Below are 25,105 nucleotides of genomic sequence, written 5' to 3'. Positions count from 1 at the left end.
ATAACGCCTGATTACTGCTTGATCGCAAACTTCCCCTTAGCTTCCAGTCTGCTACGATGCAGGATCGGCTCTGTATAACCGCTTGGCTGTTCATACCCGGAGAATATCAATTCGCATGCTGCTTGGAAGGCAACAGACTCCTCATAATTTGGAGCCATTGGACGATACATCGGATCCCCATTATTTTGTTTATCTACAACTTTAGCCATTCGCTTTAAAGTTTCTTCCACTTGTTTCTTCGTACATACCCCATGATGGAGCCAGTTAGCTACATGCTGGCTGGAAATTCTTAATGTGGCACGGTCCTCCATTAGACCAATATTATTTATATCAGGTACTTTGGAACAGCCAATTCCTTGTTCAACCCAGCGGACAACATAGCCAAGTATTCCTTGTGCATTATTATCCAGTTCTGCCTGTACCTCCTCATCTCCCCAGTTTCGATTAGCAGCAACTGGAATTTGCAAGATTTCATCCCGTAAGCTTGTCAATTCAAGTAATAATTCGTTTTGTACTTTTTTAACATCGACTTGATGGTAATGGAGGGCATGCAGGGTGGCAGCTGTTGGGGATGGCACCCAAGCCGTATTTGCTCCTGATTTTACATGCATCACCTTTTGCTTAATCATTTCTGCCATTAAGTCAGGCATTGCCCACATTCCTTTACCAATTTGGGCACGACCTTGAAACCCTGTTGCAAGCCCATTATTCACATTTGACTTTTCATAGGCATGCAGCCAAATCGATGACTTCATCTCATTTTTACGAATCATTGGCCCAGCTTCCATTGATGTATGCATTTCATCCCCAGTACGGTCAAGAAAGCCTGTATTGATGAAGGCTACTCGATCCTTTACTTCGCGTATACAAGCTTTTAAGTTAAGGGAGGTTCTGCGCTCTTCATCCATTACTCCAATCTTAAGCGTGCTTCTTTCTAAACCGAGTAAATCTTCTACTCGATTAAATAATTCATTTGCAAAAGCGACCTCTTTTGAACCATGCATTTTTGGTTTAACAATATAGACAGAACCCTTTTTTGAGTTTTGAAATTGCCCATTACCAATTAGTGAATGCTTTGCAATTAAGCTTGTAACAACCGCATCAAGAATTCCTTCGTACACTTCCTCCCCATTATCGTCTAAAATAGAGGGATTTGTCATTAAATGACCAACATTGCGAACAAACATTAATGACCGCCCATGCAAAGCGAAAGTTTGGCCCTTCGGTGAAGTATAATTGCGGTCAGGATTTAACTTTCTTATAACAGTTTTATGATCTTTGGTAAAAGTTGCAGTCAGGTCCCCCTTCATTAAACCTAGCCAGCTGCGATACACTTGGACTTTATCCTCCGCATCAACAGCTGCAACAGAATCCTCACAATCCATAATCGTTGACAATGCCGCTTCAAGAAGAATATCTTTCACACCTGCATCATCTGTTCTACCGATCGGGTGATTGCGGTCCAATTGTATTTCGAAATGTAATCCGTTATTTTTTAATAATATAGCTGAAGGATTATGCGTATCCCCTTGATAGCCTGCGAATTTTTCGTCGCTAATTAATTTACTTTCATTCCCATTGTTCAATAGTGCTAGGAATCGCCCATCCATAATCTTATATTGCACCACATCCTTATGTGATCCATCAAGTAATGGGACGGTTTGATCAAGAAATGCACGAGCAAAGGCAATGACCTTTGCTCCTCGAACTGGATTGTATCCTCCACTGCGATTGGCACCATTCTCCTCACTTATGACATCCGTTCCGTATAGCGCATCATACAAACTGCCCCAACGAGCATTAGCTGCATTAAGTGCATAGCGATGATTATTTACAGGCACTACTAGCTGCGGACCTGCCTGAATAGCAACTTCCTCATCAACTGCATCTGTTGTTATTTCAAAATCTTCTCCTTCATCCTCAAGATAACCGATCTCTTCTAGAAAGGTTTTATATCTCGCAAAATCAAAGACTCTGTTCTCTCGATGCCATGCATTAATTTTGTTTTGAAGCTCTCCTCGTTCAGTAAGGAGCTGTTTATTTAGAGGGGAAAGCTCCTTCACCATTGCTCCAAATCCTTGCCAAAACTTCTCCTGTTCCACACTCGATCCAGGCAGTGCTTCAGAATTAATAAAATCGTATAACTCGACTGCGACTTGTAAATTTCCAACCCCTTGATAATTTGTCATTATTTTTGCCTCCTTTATTTTTTTGTTTGCTATTACGAAACAGTGTTCCATTCTATCGTTAAAAAAAGAATAGCATAGGTTCAGGAATTGTTTCAATAATTTTCTAAAAAATCAGCAAAATAAAAAAACCACAGGTGCAGTTTGCATCCGTGGTCTTATACTTTCTTATATACGACGAGTATGTCCGTTAAAATGGTCTTTCCAATACCCGCTTGTCATACTGGCAACAGCAACACCTGTAGAGGTTTGAGAACCAATGAATCTTCCTCCACCAATATAGATGCCTACGTGTCCATCTTTTTTATATGTGTCAAAGAATACTAAATCTCCTGGTTTTAAATCACTAGGTGATATTTTCGATCCTGAATATCTTAATGATGAAGTACTTGCAGGAAGATTGATTCCGCCTTGGGAGAACGCCCATGAAACAAAACCTGAACAGTCAAATCTTCCATTCGCAATATCTGAGGCTGTTCTTCCCGCACCAAAAACATACACGGAATTCCCGATATATTTATATCCAGCTGAAATGATTGTACTTAAGTCACCACTTGCAGAAGGAACAATATTGGAAGAACTGCTTTCATTCGAAGATGAATTTGAATTTGAACTTGAATTTGAACTTGAATTTGAACTTACAGTAACACTTTTTGGTGTGAACTGGCTCGCAATTCTATGTCTGATTTCTGCTTCTCTAGCCGCAAGCTCACTATCTTTGTACTGTAAGCTTTCTTTAAGTACAGCGATTTCTTTTTCCTTTGCTTCAAGGTCTTTCTTTAATGCATCATTTTGTGCCTTTTGCTCATTCATTAACACTTGCATACCTTCAAGCTCTGTTTTCATTTCTTGGAGTTCACTTAACTTCTTTTCTATTTTTGCTTGATTTTCTTCTAAAACTTTTTTATCTGCTTCATGCTCAGCTAAAATATCTTGGTCTGCCTGCACGATTTTTGTTACAGCACCGACTCTTTCAACAAAGTCACCAAAGCTAGTTGATCCTAGAAGGACCTCAACATAGCCAATCGGTGAGCTTCCATTTTCCTGGTAAGAAACTGCACGTTGTTTTAAAATAACGCTTCGCTTGTCAATTCTTTCTTGAATGACAGCTTTTTCTTTATTGAGTTCTTCGATTTCTGCATTCGTACTAGTAATGTCTGTTTCTGTTTTCTTTATTAATTGAGTATTATCAAGAATAGCTTGATCAATTCTTTTTAATTGGGTATCTAGTTTTGCTAGTTCTTCAAGGACTGAAGTTAATTCCTGATCTGCCTTTGAGAGGCTAGATTGAATGCCTTGTCGCTGTTTTTGAATCGATGATTTTTGTGTATTTAAGGAATCAGCTTTTACAGACGGAATTGCAAACGCTCCTCCTAATCCAAGCATTAATGTCGTATTTAAGATTACTAGTTGCTTTTTCATTATTTTGCCTGCCTTCCGATATACTCTAGTTGGTTTTATATGTATAATTTTCAAATGATATGTATTTTTTCTTGTTATTTCGATTTATTTTGACAAAATATCTATTTCTTCCACTTCCATGATGAATTATATCATCGTAATTTGACAGGAAGATGTTATTAATATTACAAGAATATTTCATTCAGTTCCAAAAAATTGTAAAATAGTTTTAATATGTATTTTGGCTGGAAATACTAGTGAATTATTGGTAATATAATCAAGTTGTTATTATTGTACCCCTATGACTATAGTAAAGGAGATTTCATATGACAAAAATCTCGCTTGCAGAGGCTGTTAAACTAAAAAGTGTATTATCAAAGAGAATTCATGAATTAGAGGAGGAAATGGACCGTGTTTCCTTTATCGAAATAGAAAAAGGAAGCCAATTGCCAAAACAGTCACGTCAATTGAAGGATGTAGAAGGAGAAATGGAACAGGTTCGACTGGACTTTCGACTGCTCGATCGATTAATGTATAGAGCAAATATCGATTATGAAATACAATTTAACAAGGAGTCTCTTCCTATAGTCGAAGCAATTGAACTTGCTTCACAGCTCCGGGCCAGAGCACGCAAATACAAAGAGTTCGGTTCTGCATTAAAGGAAGAATTTCTCTATCCTCTCGGTGACTCAGGATCAATGATTAAAGTGGCACTTTTTGACCCTGAAGACTATCGCAAGAAAGCACTTGATATGGATCGTCAGGCAAACAGGCTGTCCAATTTAATTAATGCGAAAAATTATACGGTTGAATTGGATTTTGACAGTGAAAGATATTTCTAAACCTTGAAGTGGTGAGATTCCGCTTCAAGGCATAGAAGGAGAAGATCTATGTACCTTTCAAGTACAGTATTATGGTGAAGGCAAACCAATGACTAATAACCATTTACTTTATTACCCGTAACCGATGACCAACTATGGCAATGGACCGGTCGGTGGCCAAAAAATCCTTAGTTTTGTAACTCTCCTTCTATGAGCCCCTAGCTTTTTAGCTGGGGGTTTTCTTAGTTACTTAAATATGGTCCCAATATTTTAATGGCCTCGTTAAGTTTTTTAGCATTTTTCTCATACATTTTTTTTGCATCTTCGGATTCGGTTTCAAGGCTGAAAATTTCCAAATCCGCCTGACATTTTTTCATCATTGCCATTAATAATGGTCTTGTTTGCGGAGTCGGCACTTGGATTTTATCATCGAATAAATCAACAGTCAGTTCTCCATACGAGTCAACTTGTCCATAAAAGACATTATCTAATGTCACATTGAGCTTTTCTAATTCAAGATCTAGCCATTTTCTACTCTTCCCCACCGCAGCAAGTGCATCATAAACAATTTCTCCATCTCTAATGATCATCTGAGGTGCTTTTTCATTTGGCACCTTTATATTTAAGTCTTTTGCTGTTAAAGATCTGTTTTCCCTTTTCAATAGTACACTTAAATCGCCTGTCGGTTCTAAGACAGCAAATTCAACGTCAGCTACATTAAAGACATTCTTTTGTCTTAGTAGGCTTCCCAGCTCATCCGTAGAATATTTTTCTTTCTTTAAATTATCCTCCATGATCTTTCCATCTTTAATAAAAATCGTGCTTTTTCCTTCGACAAAATCACGGAATGAATTGCTTTTTAAGGAAAGAAAATCGACTAAATATGTTATGCTTCCGAATAAGAAAATGGCAAGAATCCCATGAGCCATATTACTTTCCAGTCCCATAATAACTTCCCCTGCTATACTTCCTATCGTAATACCAGAAATATATTCAAAAAAGGAGATTTCCGAAATTTGTTTTTTCCCTAATATTTTTGTAAAGAAAAATAAAACGATCATAAATAAAATTGAACGAACAATAATATGGCTCCAATCCGACATATTCTCACCTCACCTTATGTTTGTTTATATTGTGGTTCCTCTAACACCATTTCATTCACCCGGTATTGGAGATCTTTCTTAATTTCATTCATGATATTCATCATGTCATGGAAAGTCCTTTGGACTGTTACTTCTTGTGAATTCAATGCTAAACTTGAAAGCTGTGCTTCGATCGAACGAATAGTTGCTACACATTGATTCACATTTGAAATTGTTGTCATCCTTCCACCTCTTTAAAATGATGAAAAGGTTGGCAAGAAGCCAACCATTCAAGCTATTATTTATATTGCGGCTCTTCTTGCTGAATTTGCTGCAGACGTGGTTGAACATTGTCAATAATCGCCTGAGTCTGTTGAGCTGCATCTTGGTATAACTGCTTTGCTGCTTTATTATCCGTCGCTAATGCGAACGTTTCAAAGCTTGCTTGTGCACTTTTTAACCCTGCTATTGTTTGCTTAATATTCGTTCCTACAGTCATTTCATTTCCTTCTTTCTTTTAGATATATCTTACAGAGATATTATTTCTTTTTTCCTCCACAATATGAAAGCTACTTTCTGGAAAAAATAAAAAGCAATGAAAAACTTGTTTCAATTCCGATCAATGTGATAATCATCACTCCTCCCTTAATTGAGATTAATTATCATTAATATGTACAATATGCTCTCTAATATGGAGGTTAATTATAATGGAGAAAAAATCAATTGCCGCTGCTCAAGAATTCAATGATAAACAATTTACAAAACGAATTCTTTTTCGTGAAGAAGAAAGTACCGTGTTTGTACTAAACTTTATGCCTGGACAACAGCTTCCTGCACATAAGCATCCTGGAACGAGCGTTTATTTAATGGTGCTTCAAGGAAGCGGTACCTTAACAATTGATGGGGTCCCTGCAGAGGTAAATGAAAAAGATGTCATTTTAGCTGGAGGCGAAGAGGAATTTGCCTTTTTAAACAATGGAAATGTAAATACAACTTTGTATGTTATGTTAAATAAGATTCCCGATGAAAGGTATGTACAGAATATTTAATGATATGGTTTTAGAAGGGCTGGAGATTCTCTCCAGTCTTTTTTATTAATTTAGAGAGACGAAATCGTAATTTGGATTAATAGAATAATTCATAGCTTTAAAGAACATAATTTAATTAAAAAAGTTTGTGGAGTGATTAACTCATGAATAATGAAAATCCTTTAAGTTCATCGGAGCTTGGAGCGCTATGGCTTACATACCAAGAAAAAACCCTCATTCTAAGAGTTTTAGAGTACTTCATTGCGAAAGCTGATGACCAGCAAGCTATTAATATTATGGGCGGATTATGGCAGGAGCTTCATTTATATGTCCAAAAAATAGAGAAAATTTTTAAAAATGAAGGAGCTGTGATTCCCAAAGGGTTTACAAATGAAGATGTCAACTTAGAAGCACCGAAATTATTTGACAATGGGTTTGATATCATGTTTATTCGAATATTAAAGGAAATAAGCATGGGGATGTACACAATAAACCTGAATATGGCGTACCGTGATGATGTAATGGCTATATATGAAGGACTAACTGCTGTTACCCAAAAAATTTATAAACTATCTACTTTGTATTTGCTTGAAAGAGGAATACTCACGCTTCCTCCAAATGTAACAATGCCCAAATCAACAGAGTTTATAAAAAGCAAGAGCTATTTAAAGGGTTTTAAACTATTTGGCGACAAGCGATCATTAAATGACATTGAATTAGGATATCTTCATCATGGGATTGAAACAAATAATATTGGCATGCAGCTTATTACTGGTTTTGCACAATGTGCAGATGATGAGGAAGTGAAACAATTCTTTGTAAAGGGGAAGGAGCTGGCAAAGAAACAAATAAAAGAATTTGAACAAATACTTCTTGAAAGCGATGTTCAGTTTTCTGCAAATTCTGGAAGCATTGTAACACCCTCAACAATAGCTCCATTTTCTCAAAAACTTATGATGTTTTGCGTATACCTTCTTAATAGTTTTGGAATTGTCGGCGGAAGTTTCGGAGCAGTATTTAGTTTAAGAAATGATGTCATCTTGAAAACTTCATTATTTGCCAAAGATATCTTCTTTTATGCAAATGATGGCATTAAAATTATGATAAAAAATGGCTGGCTAGAAGAACCACCGCAAATGGAGGATCGACCTCAAATAATAAAAGGAAAAAATAAAAAATGAATAGGATGATTTTTCTCACCTGAATAAATTTGGTTTCACCGATTAATAATAAAACTAGTGTTAACTACTAACACTAAATTTAAATGTGGAGGGATACATCTTGAATATTCTTTTCCGCTTACTTTCTGCTTTTTTAACGTTGTTTATAAAAAGTGCATTCTTAATGAAAAAAATAAATTGGAAATTAGATGAATTGCTAAGAATGCCTTCTTACAATTAAGCATGAATATTCTTTTCGTATCGCTCTTTTCCGCTTTTGTGTAAATATTAGGCAGGCATGTTCGTATGCTTGCCTATTTATATTTTTTATTTACATAAAAACGATAAAATCACAAATACTACCATAATATAATGAAATATTGGTGGTGCATATATGCAGTTTTCCAGACTTCAGCTATTTTTTGTATTAATCTTATTCATTGGAATTTCAAACCATGTACTTATTCTGCCTCATTTATTAAGCAGTGCAAAACGGGATTCATGGGTTTGTGTCTTTTTTGCATATTTTATCTTGCTTTGCTGGGGATATTTAATCTATCGTATTATTTCAAAAAATTCACAAAGACAGAAACTTTATTATTGGCTACAAGCAAGATCTGGAAAACAACTCTCAAAATTCATCCTCACATTATTAATGTTATATATTGTATCTGTAGGTGTAATATCCTTTTATGATTTAATTCAAACCGTTCAAATATATTTCCTTCCACTCTCACCTAGTTGGTTAGTCATGCTGCCCTTCCTACTCCTTTGTGTTTGGACAGCTTATAGCGGGTTGAAATCAATCGTATATATATCTACAGTATTATTGCCCCTTGTCTGGCTTTTGGGGCATTTTGTTGCTTTTTTCACAATGGACGCTAAAGATTATTCATATATTTTCCCTGTATTAATAAATGGATATAATCCTATTATGAAGGGGACTATTACTATATTAGGAGGAAGTGTTGACCTACTAGTTCTACTACTTCTTCAGCATCATTTAAATAAATCGTACTCCTTTATATATATATTTATTCTAATTTCTATTTTGCTCGGACTCGTTCTTGGTCCCACACTAGGATCACTTGCTGCATTCGGACCGAGCATTGCTGCTGATATGCGATTTCCAGCATTTGAACAATGGAGGCTAATCACGCTTGGCCAACACATTTCACATGTTGATTTTTTAGCTGTATTTCAATTATTAAGTGGAGCGATCATCAGAATATCTTTATGTTTATTTTTAGTATCAGATGTTATTGAAACTAATTCAAAAAAGACAAAAAGTCTTATATTTATCTTTTTCTCAATTATATTAGCGAGTGTTACCATTTTTCCAATTAGTGATATGTGGGTTCAACATATGGTAGGAAAATATTTTTATTCAAGTTCTGTTATATTAGCTTTCTTCATATCATTATTCCTGTTTATCATCAGTTTTTTACCTTTACGGAAAGGAATAATAAGCACATGAATTTCGACAAAACACATAGTATAACCACTATAAATCATTCACTTAAAATGGGAAAATTAACTGGTGAAGAGCTAAAAGGGATGATGTGCCACTATTCTGATATCCATTTTATTCCAATTAATACTGATATCGATATTCAGTTGTTTTATTGTACTGGAATGATTGATACTGTTCAGCTTAATGAGATTTTTAATAATCTTCTTCTGCATATTAAGAATGAAAATAATCTTATAAACCGATCTCACTATGGAGATTTACCTCCAATCATTCAAATTGGCAATACAGAAGAAATGATTAAAAAGACATTTTCTGGTTTTTTGATTTTGTACAAAGAAGGCAAGCAATATTTTTATGGAGTTGATCTTTCAAAGCTTCCGCAAAGAACACCTGAAGAATCCAATACAGAAGTATCAATCAAGGGGCCAAAAGATGGTTTTACTGAAGAACTTCATGTGAATATTTCACTTATACGAAAAAGAATAAAGACAATTGATTTATACTGTGAATCTTTCGAAATAGGGTCCTTAAGTCAAACCCAGGTTGCACTACTTTACCTAAAAAACAAAATAAATATCGATATAATAAATGAAGTAAGAACTCGCTTAGAAAATTTTCAAACAGAAAGTGTGACAAGCAGTGGGCAATTAGAGCAATGGATTTCAGATCGTACATATTCTTTATTCCCATTACTCGATTACATTACTCGACCAGATTTTGCAATCGAATGCCTATTGCGTGGAAGATTCATCATCATTGTAAATGGATCCCCCTTAGCGCTCATTGGGCCAATAAATATTTTTGAGCTTGTTAAATCACCAGAAGATGTCCATTTTCCTTTTTATATCGTTGCATTTCAACGTATTTTAAGAATATTAGGATTAGCAATCGCCATATTTCTTCCAGGTTTTTGGATTTCTTTAGCTTCTGTTAATATGGATCAACTCCCATTTTCCCTTTTATCAACTGTTGTAGTATCAAGAGCAGGGTTACCTTTCCCAATCGCCTTAGAGGCATTTATTATTCTAGGCTTATTTGAGTTTCTTAGAGAGGCAGGCATTCGTATGCCTACAGTAGTTGGACAAACCATTTCAATTGTTGGGGGATTAATCATCGGGGATGCAGCTATTCGAGCAGGTCTCGCATCTCCAACTATGATAGTAATTATTGCAATGACTGCAGTTGCTAACTACACGCTGGTTAATCAATCTTTGGTAGGTACTGTGAGTATCCTAAGAATCTTTGTTATGTCAATTTGTATATTCTTAGGGATTTATGGGCTATTTATTAGTGCCCTAAGTATCCTTGTTTACATATCCCGGCTTGAATCATTTAAAATAGCCTATCTTGAACCAATATCTTCCTTAAACATCAAAGAAATGTTATCAGCGTTACTAGTTAACCCTTTTAAGCGGAGAAATTTCACCGCGAAAATGTTGCAGAAAAGGGGAAAAGGATGAAAAACATGTTATTTAAATTACGAATCCTCTTCTTACTTCCTTCATTATTATTAATTTCAGGATGTAACAATGATATTAATGAAGTTCAAAATCTAAATTTTGGAACAGCAATAGGGGTAGACTTTAAAGATGACAAATTCCATATTTATATTCAAATGTTAGGTTTAAGTTCCGTAGCAAAATTAGAAGATGGCACAAATGTTCCTCCTCAGGTATATATATCAGAAACAATTGGAGAAACGTTCATTGATGCATTTTTCAAGGCCTACCGAACTTCTCAAGAACGAATTATTTGGGCGCATGTAACAGCTATTGTTCTTAGTGAATCAGCCTTAAATAAAGGGATAGAAAATATTTATGATGGCTTAACAAGATATTATGAATTTAGATCTACACCTTGGGTTTTTGGGACGTTGGAACCGATTGATAATATATTATCTACCAATGGCTTTTTTAATCAATCCTCATTGAATACAATATTGCATAGCCCGCAGAGCTCATATGAACAAAGTTCATGGATTAGACCCATTAAATTAAATAAATTTGCTAGGGAGCTATTGGAACCCGTCCAAACAACATATATTCCTACATTAACAATCAACAAGAAACAGTGGAAAAAAAATAAAGGGGTCGAGCCGAAACTAGCAATAAATGGAGCCTTTTTTCTTAATAATAAAGAGTATAAGGGTTTTTTCGAATTAAATGATATTAAAGGCATTCGCTGGATTGCATCAGAATCAAAACGGGTTCCAATTTTAGTTCCAAGTAAAGAAAAACCTGAATTTCTTGCAGTTTTTGAAGAAAAATATGTAAAAATCATACCCATTAATGTAAATGGAAAATATAAATATGATGTAGTTTTTTTTGCTAATGGATATATCAGCAATAGACTAAAAAATAACGTTTTAAACGTAAAACATATGCAAAATCTTGTTAAAGACAACATAATTACTCAAATAAAGGATTTTTATCAATTGGGTTTAGACAAAAATATAGATTTTTTAAACATAGAACATCAATTATATCGAAAACACAATAGAGAATGGAAACAAATGAAAAAAAACAATGAGCCATTTCTTGAGGAAGATATTATTAATGATTTCAAAGCTTATATTTCACTTCAGCATTCAGGTTCCTTTAAAAAACAAAAAATAGTAATACATGATTAGTTTAGAGACGAATGTTAAATAATAATAACTCAAGTGTTGTCATTAAACACTAAATTGAGTATGGAGTAGATAATAAATGCCAGACAAACAACCTATTGAATATACAGGAAGAGTTTTGGATCAAAGAAATGATCTTACTGGACCTGACGATAACGGAAAGGCTTCCTATCCAAAACGTCCAAAAGATGTATCCATTCAGCAGTCTACTGATAAAAGACGCCAATAGTTTCTCCTTAGAGCATCTTTCACAGGGCCATAGTTTTAGACAAACAAAAGAAACCATTTTGAATCAAAGGAAATCAAAATGGTTTCTTTCTGTTATGTTAATTGCATGGTTGTTATACATGTGGCGTCATTTTCATAAGTAGAAAGCTCTGACTCCACCGTTTTTCCATCTTTAGAGATCGTTATACGATATTTTTTATCTCGCGGTAACCAAAAATCAATAAATCCATTTGCTTGAGATTTCATTGTTTCGTCTACAATTACGTTGCCTTCTGTATCTTCAATGTATACGTCAAACTCTTCATTCACCATTTCACCTTGACAACCTGTCAAGCTATGATTCGTTCATGGATGAGTTTCATTCACGTAAGGGGCGATTGATACGAAAAATTCACCCTCAGGTAAGTCATAGGTTAACTGACTCTCATCACTGTCGGTTACAATTAGTTGCTTTGATGTAATTGAAGCGGTCTGATCTTTTATGTTGCCGACACTGTAATCTTGCACCAGTTCCTTAATGTCTTCTGTCTTCTCTTTTTTTGGAGAGGCTTCTTCCTTCGTGTCTCCGCCGCTGCAAGCAGCTAACACAATGGAAACCAATAAAGTAATACCAAGAATTAATCTTTTCATCTACGATTTATCCTCCTTTCACAATCAATGCTTACTATACCAAAAAAATATGCAGATTTTATGCATTTGATTTAGCTGAACATGTGTATTTTCTTTGTCAAAAATATGATAAAATAAACATTCTAGTTCCATTATATCATTTTTACTTTTTTTTATTTATTAAGGATGTTATATATACTATTTAATGCTTATTAGTCAAAAATAGGGACGGTGACTGTCATTGGTATCTAAGGTCTCTACGAGAGATAAAATACTTGAATTATTAAAAAAAGAGACTAATTTAACTGTTGGTGAACTTTCGACGTCTTTAGGAATTACAGAAATGGCTATCCGAAAACATTTACATATTCTAGAACGAGATTCATTCCTTGTCATAAATGAGGTTAGACAACCAATGGGAAGACCCATCCTGGTTTATTCATTATCTCTAAAAGCAGAAGAGCTATTCCCAAAAAGTTATGAAAATTTAACCGTTGAATTTCTCCATGATCTAAAAGAATTACATGGAGAAGGAATGATTGATTATCTACTAGAAAAAAGAAGTGAACGACTTAAAAATAGTTACTTACAAAACATGCAAAATAAGAACTTCGAAGAAAAGATAGAAGAGCTTAAAAATATTCAAATAAAAAAGGGATATATGGCAGATGTAACAAAAATAGATAACGAGACATATGAATTAGTAGAATATAACTGTCCTATCTTTACTGTAGCAAAAGAGTATAAAAAAGCTTGTTCTTGTGAAACTGAAATGTTTAAGGAAGTCTTAGGAACCAGCAATGTAAAAAGATTAACCTGTAAAGCTGATAATGATGAGCACTGTAGATTTTTAATGAAGGATACTGACTTGAAATAGAAAAATGCTAACGAACCTTTATCGTTAGCATTTTTTATTTTCTTGTTACCGTGATCTCGCTTTTTTGACCTTTGTCGGGCACATGCTGCCTTCTCTTGTTACCTTTTTTTCTCTCTTTTAACTTTCATGGGCACATGATCATAATCTTGATACTGTAAAACTGCATGAAAAATAAAAATTTCCCGATAAGATATGACATCAAATCTTATCGGGAAATTGACAAACTATTATTCATGATACACAAATTCAGGGGTTCTCATCTAACTTCTACCATATTTTCTTCTATTAACTTCAATCTCTCAGAAACCTCTTCATCCCTTAATTCATGTTCTTTCACATAACGGTTTCGTGGGTGAACCCGACATTCATGTGTACATCCGCGTAAATATTTGTGCTCATTTTCTTCGGAACAAATAATTTGTTTGTTGCACTCAGGATTAGCACAGTTTACGTAGCGCTCACTTGGTTCTCCCGAAAAGTAATCTTTCCCAACAATAACATGTTCTTTCTGATTAATCGGAACGCTAATTCGCTCATCAAATACATAACATTGTCCATCCCAAAGTTCCCCTTGAACCTCAGAATCTTTTCCGTACGTCACAATACCCCCATGCAGCTGGCCTACATCTTGGAATCCTTCTTTTACTAGCCAGCCGGAGAACTTTTCACAGCGGATGCCGCCAGTGCAGTAAGTTAGGATTTTTTTATCAGCAAACTCCTCTTTATTTTCCTTTATCCATTGAGGTAATTCGCGGAATGCCTTAATGTCTGGTCTTACTGCACCTCTAAAATGACCTAAATCATATTCATAATCATTTCTAGCGTCAATCACTACTGTATTCTCATCCTGCATCGCTTCATAAAATTCTTTCGGGCTTAAATATTGACCGGTTACCTCTTTCGGATTAATGTCATCCTCTAAACGAAGAGTAACAAGCTCTTTTCTTGGACGTACATGCATCTTTTTAAAAGCATGGTGTTCAGCTTCATCTATTTTAAAAACAATTTCTGCAAATCGAGTATCTGCTTTCATTGTCTCCATATAACGTTCGATTTGTTCGAATGTACCGGAAACCGTTCCATTTATCCCTTCTTCAGCGACAAGAATTCTGCCCTTTAGTTCAAGCTCTTTACACAATTTCAAATGGTCACTTGCAAACTCTTCAGGATTTTCAATAGGAACATACAGATAATACAAAAGGACTCTAAACGGTTTATTTTGTTCTGACATTTTAAAACTACCACCTATCATTATTAATATTTGCAAGATATTAATGCATTTAGGTAGGATCAAACATACCTTATTGCTATTCTTACAATTTTACTATTTCTATAATTCTTCACCTATAATAATTACTTCTGTTTCTAAATCAATATCAAAATTTTTCTTAACTGTCTCTTTAATTACATTAATTAAATCAATATAGTCTTTTGAGGTAGCCTGATCAATATTAACGATAAAGCCAGCATGTTTTGTCGATACCTCTGCTCCGCCAACTCTGGTACCTTGAAGCTTGCTATCTTGAATTAATTTCCCGGCAAAGTGTCCAGGTGGTCGCTTAAAAACACTCCCACAAGACGGATATTCCAGCGGCTGTTTTGATTTTCTGGCAGTGGTGAATTCATGCATCTTTTGTTTGATCCATTTGGGATCACCCTTTTTCAGCTGAAATACAGCTTCTAAAATAACATAGTCCCTATTCATGAAAATGCTTTTACGATAGTTTAGTTGCAATTCTTCTTTTGATAAAGTTAAAATTTCACCATCCCTTGTCAAAGCCGTAGCTTTATCAAGTACATCTGAAATTTGTCCTCCATATGCACCAGCATTCATATATAATGCTCCGCCAACACTACCTGGAATTCCACATGCGAACTCTAAACCAGTCAATTCATGTTCTAATGCAAAGCTAGAGACAGCAATAATGGCAGCTCCGCTTTGAGCTGTTATAACATCATTTTTTATACTTATATGATTAAACTTTGAAAGACATAAAGTAATTCCACGAATGCCGCCATCTCTCACGATGACGTTAGAACCACTTCCAAGTATTGTGACAGGAATTTTGAACTTTTTTGCCTGCTTCAAGACTGTCTTTATTTCAGATAAACTAGATGGCGTAATAAAAAGATCTGCCTCTCCACCAAGTTTTGTAAACGTATGATGTTTAATCGGCTCCAATAATTTAATATTTTCCTCCATTACCTCATCCGATATACTGTTCATAAAAAGCTGATATTCACTCATCATTTTTCTCCTTCAATCCTAAATAGATATCCTATTCCCCTATATTTAATGATATCTATCCTAGAAATGTGTTCGATCAAATGACTACCCCTGATAGAACATTATTAAGTTTTTATACCAAAATGTATAAAAACTCCTTGCTACTATACCATACTATCCTAATTTTTTCATCCTTTCGAAAAAGTAATTATTTATTCGTTATAATCAATTCATTTATTTAACTCCCATCACAAATTTCTACGATTACAATGCCAGTAATTGTTTCTCCTCTTGGATTGCTGGGAGGATCTCTGCAGCAATCAGCTCAATTTTTTTCACCATTTTATTTTTTTGCATGCTACCAAAGTCAATTTATGTCATGAATCTTTGTTGACCAGATCCATCATACGATCTCACATATCGTTTCCATCTACATGGCTATCTTTCATTTCACTTTAATCCTCAACTTAAAATCGATCAAGCAGAATATCTTGAATTCAAGATTTAAAAAAGTTACTCAGAAATTTGAGTAACTTAAAATATTTTAACAACAAGTTATTTTTACATTTTACTAATCTGTCTGAATTTCATATTTAAACACCGTTTCGTCAACATCAAACCAAATAACCAGCCATTCACTATCTATACTAATAAATCCCCTCTCATTTCCAAGGTAATAGACAATATTGTTATCATCTGTAAAATACTCTGTATCATCAGGTTTTCCCAATAACGTGATGACCTCTTCTTTTGACAGCCCGATTAATTTAGTTCTACTCAGCAGATCATCAACCATATATACTCGCTCATCAGATTTAGCCAGCCAACGTTCGGAAGAAAAATTTGCTTTGTTTTCATTCCTACCTATAACAGTAAAACAATAGATAAGGAGTACAAAGCATAGGGTTGTAACGATCAAACAAGCAAATCTCCCCTCCCTATGATGCCTTATATCCGTATACTTCCATAAAACTAGTAATAATAAAATTAATAGGCCCACTGGCATAAGAATGGCTGATACACTTAAACCACTAAATGTAGGATGAAGTGAATGGATGTAAATACTGTAACCAAAATAAATTAACACGTATAGAACAATATACCCTCCAAAAATAAAGTAAAAAAATTTTTTCATTTTCAACTGCCTTTATATGTGAATTGTTATATCGTTGCTTTCATCTTAGAAAAAATTATTAATCTTGCTTTACTAACTCGATCATTTCTTTTTTTTCATCCCACATAATTGTTAATTTAATCGTTTCTGGAAAATCCCCATTAACTAATTCTGCATTTATTTCAGTTGCTGTATGAAAATTACGGACTCCCTTTAAGGGCTGAGGAAAGCTGCTTTCCAAACTAGATGAATCCCCAATCTTGAGTGAATACTCAATTTCCCCAATTCCATGTGTTCCTTGTTCTTCAACTGAAGCTGTTCGATCTGTAATATACTGAATGTATAAGGATTCAAAGACTGAAGTTCTTACTCTTGATATTGTATACGTACTGAACCATTCTTCCCCTTCTCCAAAATAAGTAATATTTTTGTTAGATTGCTCCGTATCACTCTTATCATTTTGGGGATTCACTATTTTAGCCTCACTTGTACATCCGAACATAATGAAAATCAATAAAAATAACGATATAATATGCACCCTTTTCATTAAAATACCTACTTATTCGTATTCTTCAATGGCATAAAATCCAATGGACATAATTCTTCACTTTCTATAACAATTGCCGTTAACCCTGCATCTGTTTTTGTTTCATGCCACTCGCCTTTCTCCCAAAAAACTGCCTCTCCGGGATGTACCTTTACATACTCTTTTATTTCCCCACGTACGTAGCCTTCACCACTAACAATTAAAAGAAGCTGGGGTACAAGCGCTTGGTGATACCCAATAACTCCATTTTCACCTAAGTGCATGCATCCGATATGTGCTTCTGCTTTTGTTTGAATGATACGTGACATTTTAAAATCAGAATTGAACTTTCTGATTTCTTTTCCATTATCTTTATTAAAAGAATAGATCTTCATAAAATCGCCCTCCTATAATTTAGAAAAGTTAGCAAATGCTTCTTGTATTTAAATTACTAGATTCGTTATTTCAGAATACATTCCTCTTTTTTGGCTTATTTATTTTTACAATTGTATCAACTTGTCCAAATAGTTGAATCCAAGCGAAAAGCTGTTAAAGTATGAATGAAGGGAAGAAATTTTTGGAGGAACCATAGAAATGAGTATAAATATTTTAGTCGTTGATGATGAAAAGGAAATTGCAGATTTAGTCGAAGTTTATTTAAAAAATGAAAATTATACTGTTTTTAAGTTTTATACTGCTAAGGAAGCTCTTAATTGCATTAACACGGAAAAACTGGACCTTGCCATTCTTGATGTGATGTTGCCGGAAATAGATGGATTTGCCATTTGTCAGAAAATCAGAGAAAAATTCCATTTCCCTATTATAATGCTAACCGCCAAGGATGAAGAAATCGATAAAATTACTGGCTTAACATTAGGTGCGGATGATTATTTAACAAAACCCTTTCGTCCTTTGGAGCTGATTGCCCGTGTAAAAGCTCAGCTTCGGAGATTTACAAAGTATAATCAGCAGGATACAGAAGAAAATGAACATATCATCACCATCTCAGGTTTAGTCCTTGATCAAAATACGAGGAAGTGCCAATTAAACGAAAAAACCTTATCGCTGACACCGACAGAATTCTCCATTCTTTGGTTTCTATGCCTAAATCGAGGTCGTGTTGTTAGTTCAGAGGAATTATTCAAGGAAGTATGGGGTGAAAAATATTTTAGCAGCAATAATACGGTCATGGTTCATATTAGACATATACGTGAAAAAATGACTGATTCCGCTGAAAATCCCAAATATATAAAAACGGTCTGGGGAGTGGGGTATACGATTGAAAAATGAATTTAGCAAATTAAAAAGGAAAATCATTCTTCAGATTACTTTAATTTTACTCTTAACGATCATTGTCGGTTATTTTATTTACTTTGCTTTAATTGATGGTGTCTTGCAGGCTCCTTTTGCCAATATGTTTATTAACTTTTGTGAAAAGGTGCTTCAGCTCGATTTCTATACTGCACAAAATATTTACTCATCTATATTTCAACTGAATAAACCATTGTGGCTTGCGATTGGGTTCATACTATTGCTGCTTGTTATTTTTTACCTGGCACTCTCTCGATTTACACGCTATTTTAATAAAATTAGTGAAGGAGTTGATAGGCTAACTGAGGAATCAGAAGCCGAAATTCAACTTCCTGCGGAATTGGATTTTATGGAAAAAAAGCTGAATACCGTCAAAAGTAAACTTGAAAAGCGTGCAATGGATGCAAAGGAAGCAGAGCAGCGAAAAAATGATCTTGTCGTCTATTTAGCCCATGATATAAAAACTCCATTGACATCAGTCATTGGCTATTTAAGTCTTTTAGATGAGGCATCCGATATGCCAATGGAGCAAAAAGAGAAATATTTGAAAATTACGTTGGAAAAAGCAACGCGTTTAGAACATTTGATCAATGAATTTTTCGATATTACAAGATTCAATTTACAATCGATTTTGCTTGAAAAAGAAACAATCAATCTGAACTATATGCTCATGCAAATGGCAGATGAATTCTATCCCTTACTTGCCCCAAACGGAAAGCAAGCAATTGTGGAGGTCGAGGAAGATCTTAAGATCGATGCTGATGCAAATAAATTAGCAAGGGTATTTAACAATATATTGAAAAATGCAATCGCCTATAGCTATGAGAATAGCATCATTGAAATTAGCGGTACTAGGAAGAATGAACAGGCAATCATTACTTTTACCAATAAAGGGAAGATCATTCCTCCTCAAAAGTTAGATATGATTTTTGAAAAATTCTATAGACTAGATACTTCACGTGCTACTCAGACAGGTGGGGCTGGATTAGGGCTAGCTATTGCTAAAGAAATTGTCCATGCTCATGGAGGGAGCATTTCTGCGGAAAGTATTGATGAAAAAACGGTATTTACGGTTACGATTCCGATCCACTCTTAAGAAAATCTTAAGATTTCAATAATGGAAAATTAAAAACTAACTCCTTCTTTCATGTTTTAATTAGTGAAGCAATGAGAAGGAGTTGTTTTTATGAGAAAAAGAAAACGTACAAATCGTACTGCTTGGATCTTTACTTTTTTAATTGTCTTAACGATTTTTTTTATACCTTATGAAAAGTTTGATGGACTGATACAGGACATGCTTAATCATTATACGACGGAATATCCTTCAGAAAGTGATACCACACTCGATAGCAATGAAACAATAAATAGTGATCTGCATAGTCAAAATGCCATTTTAATAAATTTGAATGATCAAACAATCTTGATGGAAAAACACAGTAAAGAAATTATCTTCCCTGCCTCCCTCACAAAAATTATGACTGCCTTGGTCGCAATTGAGAATATATCTGATTTAAAAAAGCGGATTTCCCTTCCTGAAAACATGTTTTCTGACCTTTACACGGCTAATGCATCCATGGCAGGATTTCTCCCAAATGAAAAAGTAGCTGCCATTGATCTGCTTTATGGAACAATGCTTCCATCTGGTGCCGAAGCTTCTATTGGACTGGCGAATGAGATTGCTGGATCAGAAACAGCGTTTGTTCATCTTATGAATGAGAAGGCAAAGCAGCTCGGGATGGAGGATACTCATTTTACAAACGCTACTGGTCTTCATCACAGAGATCATTATTCTAGTGTGAAGGATATTTCAATGTTACTGGAATATGCATTGAAAAATCAAACCTTTCGAACCATTTTTACAGCAGAAAGGTATTCTACATCACCATCAAATCTTCATCCAGATGGGATCACGTTTAAGAGCAGTATGTTTAAAAATATCGAGTCCTCCAATTTAATGAGCGGGGAGATTATTGGCGGAAAAACCGGCTATACGGAGCAAGCTGGACTATGTCTGGCGAGCATCGCTGAAATTAATGGGCAGGAATATCTCCTTATAACCGCAGGTGCAAATGGAGATCATCAGACAGAACAATACAATATAACAGATGCAATTGCAGTATATAAACAATTATAATCTTATTATTATACTAGGGTACCCCATACTATTTAAACGGGGTTCCCTTTTATATTTTATACTTGGTACATTAATCGTTTTTAAGAATTATTTATAACTTCTTTTCTAGAATGATTTTTGGTTCACCTTCATCATCAGTATAAGTACCAATGATATCAAAGCCATTTTTAATGTTCAATATTAGCATACTGCGCCATTTGTTTTTCGTTTTTGTTTGAACTGCTATATATCCTTTTTTTCTCAGCATTTCATGCTGCTTTTCCATCAAATAGCTTGCTATTCCTTGATTTCTATACTTTACATCCACTCCACCTAACCAGCTATAAAATTTATCGTTATCCAAAGAATAACCAATTTTATAGCCAATTACTTTTGAATTTTGTATAGCAATATTAATTAATAAATTTGTTTTACTTTCCATTCGGTGACACAAGTGATCAGAATTGCCAAAGATATTCTTATGTAGAAATAAAATGCCTTCCATTATCTTATTATCAGGTGTTGAATCAAAATATACATATTTAATATCCATAGATTACACTCCTTTTGCTTATACACGCTCAAGATTACGATATGGCTTGGCGGGCAATTGAATATGGATAGAATCCTCTGGATTAACCTCACCGCTTTTTAAAACGACCCCCATAATACCAGCCTTTCGAATAAGATTCCCTTCACTATCTCTATCTAAAACAGCTTGCAAAAGACCAGGTTTAAAGTTTTCTATTTGTGGACACGGATTTCGTAAACCTGTTACTTTAATAATCGCTTCTTCCCCTATATACAGAATTGTGTCAGTAGGCAGTTCAAGAAGATTGATCCCTTGAGTCGTAATATTTTCACCTAGCTGTCCAGGCTTAATATCAAAATGTGCCTTTAATTCCTCAAACAATTCGGAATGAATCAAATGAACCTGTCTTAAATTAGGTTGATTCGGATTCTGCGCCACTCTAGAACGATGCTTAACTGTTGAGCCAAAATGTGCGTCTCCTTCAACCCCAAATCCTGCCACTAATTTAATCCTATCTATATTCTTCTTACTAAATGTATGGGTACTGCTCAAGCTTACAGCAAGTACTTTTCCGCTTTTCAAATTCTCTTCATGTATATTCATCAATGTTCTCCATTTCTCTATTTTTTCAGTTTGTGCTATCAAGCTGAGATTTGATGATTTCCCCGGTTAATTATAATCCAAAATATAATGTAAGTAATCCCCATGACCTTGAACAAGATCAACTTCCTTTATAGAAAATATCCAAAAATAGTTTAAATGTTAATCCCTCTTCTTCTCCTCCGCCTGTTTGCCGATGGTCCCACTTATCTTGGGCATCTCTTACTGTTATTTTATAAAAAAATCGATTATGTATTACACCATCATCAACTGCCCAATAATCCTCTGCAATTTAAACTTTCAATTTCAAAATCTTTTAATCCCGTTTCTTCTTCCAATTCTCTTATAACTGCCTTATATGTATTCTCATTAGGTTTTACAGTCCCTTTAGGAATTTGTATCAGGAATGGAATGCTGGAATATTAACAGCTGTCTTTTGCCATCTTTCATTCTTGTCACATAGCCATATGCCTTTCTCACCCGATGATATTTCCTTCATTTGATCCCATTGACCATAAATACCCCTTTTAAAAACATAGACTCGCTCTCTTATTCATTTGTATTAATATCTTTATTCTTCATCAAAAGTCTAGATTCCTTCTATGATTATTTAGTAGCTTTTTGAACTCCAGTTAAAAAGCATTACTATAAAAGCAATGCTTTCTATTTCAATAGATTTCTTACTCCAGTGAGTATGTTTACACCTTTTTTCAAATCTTGGCTTGCTGCATGAATGACCTTCATACCTAAAGTAATGATTGATGTGTCTTGCTTCTTTAAGCTGGCTAATTCTTGTTTTGTTTTTGTAAGCTCTTTGTTCATCGCCTCTATTTGTTTTTGTAAAACGTAAAGCTTTTGATCCTCTTGTTGATGTAAATCCTGCTCTTCCTTCATTTCATCAGGTGAATTGCCAATTTCTCCAACCAGCTCCATTAGTGTTTCATCATTCAATAGTTTGTTTGCCATATTCATTAAAGCACTGTAGTTAAGTGAATCTTCATTTTTAAGCAGGCTTTCAACTAAGGTCATCGCTGATTGATTATTAAGGAATTGCTTTACAGTTCCTTCACTATTACTTGTCACTTGGTGAACTCTCCCTTCAAATTTGCAAAAAAATATAGGCAACTTCTAATGAATACACTGGGAGGATCATTTCCCAGTGTACCTTCTAATTATGCAGCAGGTGCTTGTACAAATAATGAACGAATGGCTTTTCTGATAGCATGCGCTTGACTTTCACTGCCAAAAATCAACGCCAAAATCCAAGCAAACAACAGAATGATTAGAAGAAGAAGGATTACTAGCATAAATAGTCCCCCCTTTCATAAAGATTTAAGGGACCCTTACAGTTCCATGTTATGTATGAGTTATGGACATGCATAATGAAACACCCTATATTCATAAAAATAGGCAAAAAAAATGCACAAGCATAATGCTTGTGCATTTTTTTATCTCTGAAATTGAACTCTATGAAGATTTGCGAATATGCCACCAAGGTCAATCAATTCATCATGGCGTCCTTCTTCTGCAATTCCATCTTCAGTTACGACAACAATGCGATCAGCATTGCGAATCGTAGCTAGTCTATGTGCAATGACAAGTGTAGTCCGGTCTTGTGCAAGCTCGGTCAATGCTGTTTGAATTATTTGTTCTGTTTCTGTATCTAATGCAGATGTTGCTTCATCAAGAATAAGAATAGGCGGGTTCTTTAGAAACATTCGTGCGATCGCAATCCGCTGCTTTTGACCGCCAGAAAGCTTCAATCCTCTTTCCCCAATTTGCGTTTCGTAGCCAAGTGGGAGTGAAGCAATGAAATCTTCCAAATGGGCTCTTCTTGCTGCTTCTTCTACTTGTTCATCTGTTGCACCGAGCATACCATAAGCAATGTTTTCTTTTAACGTTCCTGTAAAAAGAAATACGTCCTGCTGCACAATTCCGATTTGTGACCGCAGCGATTTCTTAGTTATATCTCTTACATCCATGCCATCGATTGTTATACTTCCACTGTTTACATCATAAAATCGGGGAATAAGAGAGCAAATGGTTGTTTTCCCGGCACCAGAAGGACCGACAAAAGCGACAGTCTCCCCTTTATTCATTCGAAGACTAATCCCTTCCAGCACAGGTTTATGTTCATCATAGCTGAAGGTAACATTGTTAAACGTAATATCTCCACGAAGGGTAGCCACTTCTATGGCATCTTCTGCATCTTCCACTTCTGGTTCTGAATCCAATAATTCAAGGAAACGTTTAAATCCTGCCATACCTTTGGGATACAGCTCAAGCAATGCGCTAATTTTATCAATTGGTTTCAAAAGAACATTCACATAAAGAACGAAACCGACTAGTTCACCATATGTTAGCTGGCCTGTAAAGCTTAGCCACGCACCAAATACTAAGACGACAAGTGTCATTAAGCGCGTTAGCATATATATACCTGACGAACTAAAGCTCATAATTTTGTAAGCAGAAAGCTTTGCTAATCGAAATCTCTGATTGTTCGTTCTGAATCGGCTAATCTCATATTCTTCGTTAGTAAAAGATTGTACAACACGCACGCCTGAAACACTGTCTTCTACTCGAGCATTTACATCAGCAATTTCACCGTACATTTTCTTCCATGCTTTATTCATACGAATATTGCAGAAGGAAATGAGCCAAACAAGAAATGGTGTGATAATAATCGTCACCAATGCTAGTTTCACATTAATCGTAAGCATAATCCAGAATGCCCCAACAAATGTCATGATTGCAATAAATAAATCCTCTGGACCGTGATGGGCAAGTTCTCCAATATCAAACAGGTCATTTGTTACACGGCTCATAATATGACCTGTTTTTGTATTATCAAAGAAACGGAAGGATTGACGCTGAACATGCTGAAACAGCTGCTGCCTCATATCTGTTTCAATATTGATGCCAAGCATATGCCCCCAATAGTTTACGATATATTGCAAAAATGTGCTTACTAAATATAGCGTTAAAAGTCCGGCACTGACGGAAACAATCTTTGACCAGTTTCCACTTGGCAGTAAATCATCAACAAACCATTGTACAGCAAGCGGGAATGCAAGCTCCAAAATCGCGACTATGACTGCACTGCTAAAATCAATCGTAAAAAGTTTTTTATGCGGTTTATAATACGAAAAAAATCGGCGAATCATAACATTTTTCTCCTTGTCCTCAAACT

28 protein-coding genes are annotated in these 25,105 nt (G+C 35.0%); 11 read left to right on the top strand and 17 right to left on the bottom strand.

Translation table 11 applies throughout. The features are described from left to right. Positions 1-11: 11 nt before the first annotated feature. Both FI644_RS19970 and FI644_RS19965 read right to left on the bottom strand, forming a co-directional pair. The gene (locus FI644_RS19970; RefSeq protein WP_053476485.1) at positions 12-2,189 is read right to left on the bottom strand and encodes a malate synthase G; all 2,178 of its coding nucleotides are present in this window, start codon (positions 2,187-2,189) and stop codon (positions 12-14) included. Positions 2,190-2,354: 165 nt separating this feature from the next. Continuing rightward, positions 2,355-3,608, bottom strand: a complete 1,254-nt coding sequence (locus FI644_RS19965) for a coiled-coil domain-containing protein (protein WP_053476486.1) — start codon at positions 3,606-3,608, stop codon at positions 2,355-2,357. Between the two features lie 305 nt (positions 3,609-3,913). Here FI644_RS19965 and FI644_RS19960 point away from each other — a divergent pair, with 305 nt between their 5' ends. After that, the gene (locus tag FI644_RS19960) at positions 3,914-4,429 is read left to right on the top strand and encodes a hypothetical protein (protein WP_056685182.1); all 516 of its coding nucleotides are present in this window, start codon (positions 3,914-3,916) and stop codon (positions 4,427-4,429) included. A gap of 221 nt (positions 4,430-4,650) precedes the next feature. On the opposite strand, the gene FI644_RS19955 is transcribed toward FI644_RS19960, so the two are convergent. Genes FI644_RS19955 through FI644_RS19945 form a run of 3 tightly spaced genes read right to left on the bottom strand, consistent with a single transcriptional unit; the run spans position 4,651 to position 5,989 of the window. Beyond that, positions 4,651-5,511, bottom strand: coding sequence for a DUF421 domain-containing protein (locus tag FI644_RS19955; RefSeq protein WP_053476488.1), 861 nt, complete (start codon positions 5,509-5,511; stop codon positions 4,651-4,653). 14 nt (positions 5,512-5,525) lie between these two features. Then, a complete protein-coding gene (locus FI644_RS19950) occupies positions 5,526-5,732 on the bottom strand; it encodes a DUF1657 domain-containing protein (RefSeq protein ID WP_053476489.1) in 207 nt (68 codons plus the stop codon). A gap of 56 nt (positions 5,733-5,788) precedes the next feature. Further along, on the bottom strand, positions 5,789-5,989 hold the full coding sequence (locus FI644_RS19945; protein WP_053476490.1) for a DUF1657 domain-containing protein: 201 nt from the start codon (positions 5,987-5,989) through the stop codon (positions 5,789-5,791). A gap of 208 nt (positions 5,990-6,197) precedes the next feature. Here FI644_RS19945 and FI644_RS19940 point away from each other — a divergent pair, with 208 nt between their 5' ends. The 6 genes from FI644_RS19940 (at position 6,198) to FI644_RS26440 (ending at position 12,007) form a co-directional block, all read left to right on the top strand. Further along, entirely contained in the window at positions 6,198-6,539 is a 342-nt protein-coding gene (locus FI644_RS19940) for a cupin domain-containing protein (RefSeq protein ID WP_053476491.1), read from the top strand. Positions 6,540-6,682: 143 nt separating this feature from the next. Beyond that, positions 6,683-7,699: a DUF3231 family protein gene (locus tag FI644_RS19935; protein WP_053476492.1), complete on the top strand. Its 1,017-nt coding sequence runs from the start codon at positions 6,683-6,685 to the stop codon at positions 7,697-7,699. A 373-nt stretch (positions 7,700-8,072) separates the two neighbouring features. Further along, positions 8,073-9,155: an endospore germination permease gene (locus FI644_RS19930; RefSeq protein WP_053476493.1), complete on the top strand. Its 1,083-nt coding sequence runs from the start codon at positions 8,073-8,075 to the stop codon at positions 9,153-9,155. Next, on the top strand, positions 9,152-10,612 hold the full coding sequence (locus FI644_RS19925; protein ID WP_056685185.1) for a spore germination protein: 1,461 nt from the start codon (positions 9,152-9,154) through the stop codon (positions 10,610-10,612). Before FI644_RS19930 ends, FI644_RS19925 begins: the two co-directional genes overlap by 4 nt. After that, positions 10,609-11,781 carry a Ger(x)C family spore germination protein gene (locus FI644_RS19920; protein ID WP_053476495.1) on the top strand — a complete coding sequence of 391 codons (1,173 nt, stop codon included), beginning with the start codon at positions 10,609-10,611 and terminating at the stop codon, positions 11,779-11,781. Before FI644_RS19925 ends, FI644_RS19920 begins: the two co-directional genes overlap by 4 nt. A 76-nt stretch (positions 11,782-11,857) precedes the next feature. Beyond that, the gene (locus tag FI644_RS26440) at positions 11,858-12,007 is read left to right on the top strand and encodes a hypothetical protein (protein WP_156319130.1); all 150 of its coding nucleotides are present in this window, start codon (positions 11,858-11,860) and stop codon (positions 12,005-12,007) included. Positions 12,008-12,099: 92 nt separating this feature from the next. On the opposite strand, the gene FI644_RS26435 is transcribed toward FI644_RS26440, so the two are convergent. Next, on the bottom strand, positions 12,100-12,636 hold the full coding sequence (locus FI644_RS26435) for a CueP family metal-binding protein (protein WP_172797647.1): 537 nt from the start codon (positions 12,634-12,636) through the stop codon (positions 12,100-12,102). 220 nt (positions 12,637-12,856) lie between these two features. Between FI644_RS26435 and FI644_RS19905 the strand changes: the two genes are divergently transcribed. Beyond that, a complete protein-coding gene (locus tag FI644_RS19905) occupies positions 12,857-13,492 on the top strand; it encodes a helix-turn-helix transcriptional regulator (protein WP_053476498.1) in 636 nt (211 codons plus the stop codon). A 256-nt stretch (positions 13,493-13,748) separates the two neighbouring features. Here FI644_RS19905 and trhO read toward each other — a convergent pair whose 3' ends face one another. From trhO to FI644_RS19880, 5 genes are all read right to left on the bottom strand, one after another. Next, positions 13,749-14,723, bottom strand: a complete 975-nt coding sequence (trhO, locus tag FI644_RS19900) for an oxygen-dependent tRNA uridine(34) hydroxylase TrhO (RefSeq protein ID WP_142108749.1) — start codon at positions 14,721-14,723, stop codon at positions 13,749-13,751. Between the two features lie 99 nt (positions 14,724-14,822). Continuing rightward, positions 14,823-15,740 carry a UDP-N-acetylmuramate dehydrogenase gene (gene murB / locus FI644_RS19895; protein WP_056685188.1) on the bottom strand — a complete coding sequence of 306 codons (918 nt, stop codon included), beginning with the start codon at positions 15,738-15,740 and terminating at the stop codon, positions 14,823-14,825. A gap of 550 nt (positions 15,741-16,290) precedes the next feature. Continuing rightward, the gene (locus FI644_RS26655) at positions 16,291-16,854 is read right to left on the bottom strand and encodes a hypothetical protein (protein WP_056685190.1); all 564 of its coding nucleotides are present in this window, start codon (positions 16,852-16,854) and stop codon (positions 16,291-16,293) included. A gap of 58 nt (positions 16,855-16,912) precedes the next feature. Beyond that, a complete protein-coding gene (locus FI644_RS19885; protein WP_053476502.1) occupies positions 16,913-17,380 on the bottom strand; it encodes a hypothetical protein in 468 nt (155 codons plus the stop codon). Between the two features lie 8 nt (positions 17,381-17,388). After that, the gene (locus FI644_RS19880; RefSeq protein ID WP_142108747.1) at positions 17,389-17,754 is read right to left on the bottom strand and encodes a cupin domain-containing protein; all 366 of its coding nucleotides are present in this window, start codon (positions 17,752-17,754) and stop codon (positions 17,389-17,391) included. Between the two features lie 199 nt (positions 17,755-17,953). Between FI644_RS19880 and vanR the strand changes: the two genes are divergently transcribed. The 3 genes from vanR to FI644_RS19865 all read left to right on the top strand — a co-directional run bounded on the left by vanR (position 17,954) and on the right by FI644_RS19865 (position 20,804). Further along, positions 17,954-18,649, top strand: coding sequence for a VanR-ABDEGLN family response regulator transcription factor (gene vanR, locus FI644_RS19875; protein WP_056685195.1), 696 nt, complete (start codon positions 17,954-17,956; stop codon positions 18,647-18,649). Next, complete coding sequence (gene vanS / locus FI644_RS19870; protein ID WP_053476505.1) at positions 18,639-19,766, top strand: vancomycin resistance histidine kinase VanS; 1,128 nt, start codon at positions 18,639-18,641, stop codon at positions 19,764-19,766. Before vanR ends, vanS begins: the two co-directional genes overlap by 11 nt. Before the next feature lie 90 nt (positions 19,767-19,856). Beyond that, positions 19,857-20,804, top strand: coding sequence for a D-alanyl-D-alanine carboxypeptidase family protein (locus FI644_RS19865; protein ID WP_053476506.1), 948 nt, complete (start codon positions 19,857-19,859; stop codon positions 20,802-20,804). A gap of 91 nt (positions 20,805-20,895) precedes the next feature. On the opposite strand, the gene FI644_RS19860 is transcribed toward FI644_RS19865, so the two are convergent. The 6 genes from FI644_RS19860 to FI644_RS19840 form a co-directional block, all read right to left on the bottom strand. Next, a complete protein-coding gene (locus FI644_RS19860; RefSeq protein ID WP_056685197.1) occupies positions 20,896-21,336 on the bottom strand; it encodes a GNAT family N-acetyltransferase in 441 nt (146 codons plus the stop codon). A gap of 18 nt (positions 21,337-21,354) precedes the next feature. Continuing rightward, complete coding sequence (locus tag FI644_RS19855) at positions 21,355-21,918, bottom strand: MOSC domain-containing protein (protein WP_142108746.1); 564 nt, start codon at positions 21,916-21,918, stop codon at positions 21,355-21,357. A gap of 263 nt (positions 21,919-22,181) precedes the next feature. Then, positions 22,182-22,310: an NUDIX domain-containing protein gene (locus FI644_RS26945; RefSeq protein ID WP_246067087.1), complete on the bottom strand. Its 129-nt coding sequence runs from the start codon at positions 22,308-22,310 to the stop codon at positions 22,182-22,184. A 268-nt stretch (positions 22,311-22,578) separates the two neighbouring features. Next, positions 22,579-22,998 carry a hypothetical protein gene (locus FI644_RS19845; RefSeq protein ID WP_053476509.1) on the bottom strand — a complete coding sequence of 140 codons (420 nt, stop codon included), beginning with the start codon at positions 22,996-22,998 and terminating at the stop codon, positions 22,579-22,581. Positions 22,999-23,087: 89 nt separating this feature from the next. After that, positions 23,088-23,222 carry a hypothetical protein gene (locus FI644_RS27185; RefSeq protein ID WP_256376269.1) on the bottom strand — a complete coding sequence of 45 codons (135 nt, stop codon included), beginning with the start codon at positions 23,220-23,222 and terminating at the stop codon, positions 23,088-23,090. A gap of 141 nt (positions 23,223-23,363) precedes the next feature. Beyond that, the gene (locus tag FI644_RS19840; RefSeq protein ID WP_053476510.1) at positions 23,364-25,079 is read right to left on the bottom strand and encodes an ABC transporter ATP-binding protein; all 1,716 of its coding nucleotides are present in this window, start codon (positions 25,077-25,079) and stop codon (positions 23,364-23,366) included. Between the last annotated feature and the right edge of the window lie 26 nt (positions 25,080-25,105).

The organism is Cytobacillus solani, from assembly GCF_006704205.1.
GTDB classification, from domain to species: domain Bacteria; phylum Bacillota; class Bacilli; order Bacillales; family Cytobacillaceae; genus Cytobacillus; species Cytobacillus solani.
The sequence above is the reverse complement of the archived record's forward strand: the minus strand, read 5'-3'. Positions and strand labels throughout refer to the sequence as shown.

Coding starts and splice junctions, on each gene's coding strand:
- FI644_RS19935 (WP_053476492.1), top strand. CDS start 6,683: ATGAATAATGAAAATCCTTTAAGTTCATCGGAGCTTGGAGCGCTATGG.
- FI644_RS19955 (WP_053476488.1), bottom strand. CDS start 5,511: ATGTCGGATTGGAGCCATATTATTGTTCGTTCAATTTTATTTATGATC.
- FI644_RS27185 (WP_256376269.1), bottom strand. CDS start 23,222: ATGCTAGTAATCCTTCTTCTTCTAATCATTCTGTTGTTTGCTTGGATT.
- FI644_RS19965 (WP_053476486.1), bottom strand. CDS start 3,608: ATGAAAAAGCAACTAGTAATCTTAAATACGACATTAATGCTTGGATTA.
- FI644_RS19920 (WP_053476495.1), top strand. CDS start 10,609: ATGAAAAACATGTTATTTAAATTACGAATCCTCTTCTTACTTCCTTCA.
- FI644_RS19925 (WP_056685185.1), top strand. CDS start 9,152: ATGAATTTCGACAAAACACATAGTATAACCACTATAAATCATTCACTT.
- FI644_RS19970 (WP_053476485.1), bottom strand. CDS start 2,189: ATGACAAATTATCAAGGGGTTGGAAATTTACAAGTCGCAGTCGAGTTA.
- FI644_RS19950 (WP_053476489.1), bottom strand. CDS start 5,732: ATGACAACAATTTCAAATGTGAATCAATGTGTAGCAACTATTCGTTCG.
- FI644_RS19880 (WP_142108747.1), bottom strand. CDS start 17,754: ATGAAGATCTATTCTTTTAATAAAGATAATGGAAAAGAAATCAGAAAG.
- FI644_RS26655 (WP_056685190.1), bottom strand. CDS start 16,854: ATGAAAAAATTTTTTTACTTTATTTTTGGAGGGTATATTGTTCTATAC.
- FI644_RS19860 (WP_056685197.1), bottom strand. CDS start 21,336: ATGGATATTAAATATGTATATTTTGATTCAACACCTGATAATAAGATA.
- FI644_RS19930 (WP_053476493.1), top strand. CDS start 8,073: ATGCAGTTTTCCAGACTTCAGCTATTTTTTGTATTAATCTTATTCATT.
- FI644_RS19945 (WP_053476490.1), bottom strand. CDS start 5,989: ATGACTGTAGGAACGAATATTAAGCAAACAATAGCAGGGTTAAAAAGT.
- FI644_RS19960 (WP_056685182.1), top strand. CDS start 3,914: ATGACAAAAATCTCGCTTGCAGAGGCTGTTAAACTAAAAAGTGTATTA.
- trhO (WP_142108749.1), bottom strand. CDS start 14,723: ATGTCAGAACAAAATAAACCGTTTAGAGTCCTTTTGTATTATCTGTAT.
- FI644_RS19855 (WP_142108746.1), bottom strand. CDS start 21,918: ATGAATATACATGAAGAGAATTTGAAAAGCGGAAAAGTACTTGCTGTA.
- FI644_RS19865 (WP_053476506.1), top strand. CDS start 19,857: ATGAGAAAAAGAAAACGTACAAATCGTACTGCTTGGATCTTTACTTTT.
- FI644_RS26440 (WP_156319130.1), top strand. CDS start 11,858: ATGCCAGACAAACAACCTATTGAATATACAGGAAGAGTTTTGGATCAA.
- vanR (WP_056685195.1), top strand. CDS start 17,954: ATGAGTATAAATATTTTAGTCGTTGATGATGAAAAGGAAATTGCAGAT.
- murB (WP_056685188.1), bottom strand. CDS start 15,740: ATGAGTGAATATCAGCTTTTTATGAACAGTATATCGGATGAGGTAATG.
- FI644_RS19885 (WP_053476502.1), bottom strand. CDS start 17,380: ATGAAAAGGGTGCATATTATATCGTTATTTTTATTGATTTTCATTATG.
- FI644_RS19840 (WP_053476510.1), bottom strand. CDS start 25,079: ATGATTCGCCGATTTTTTTCGTATTATAAACCGCATAAAAAACTTTTT.
- FI644_RS19940 (WP_053476491.1), top strand. CDS start 6,198: ATGGAGAAAAAATCAATTGCCGCTGCTCAAGAATTCAATGATAAACAA.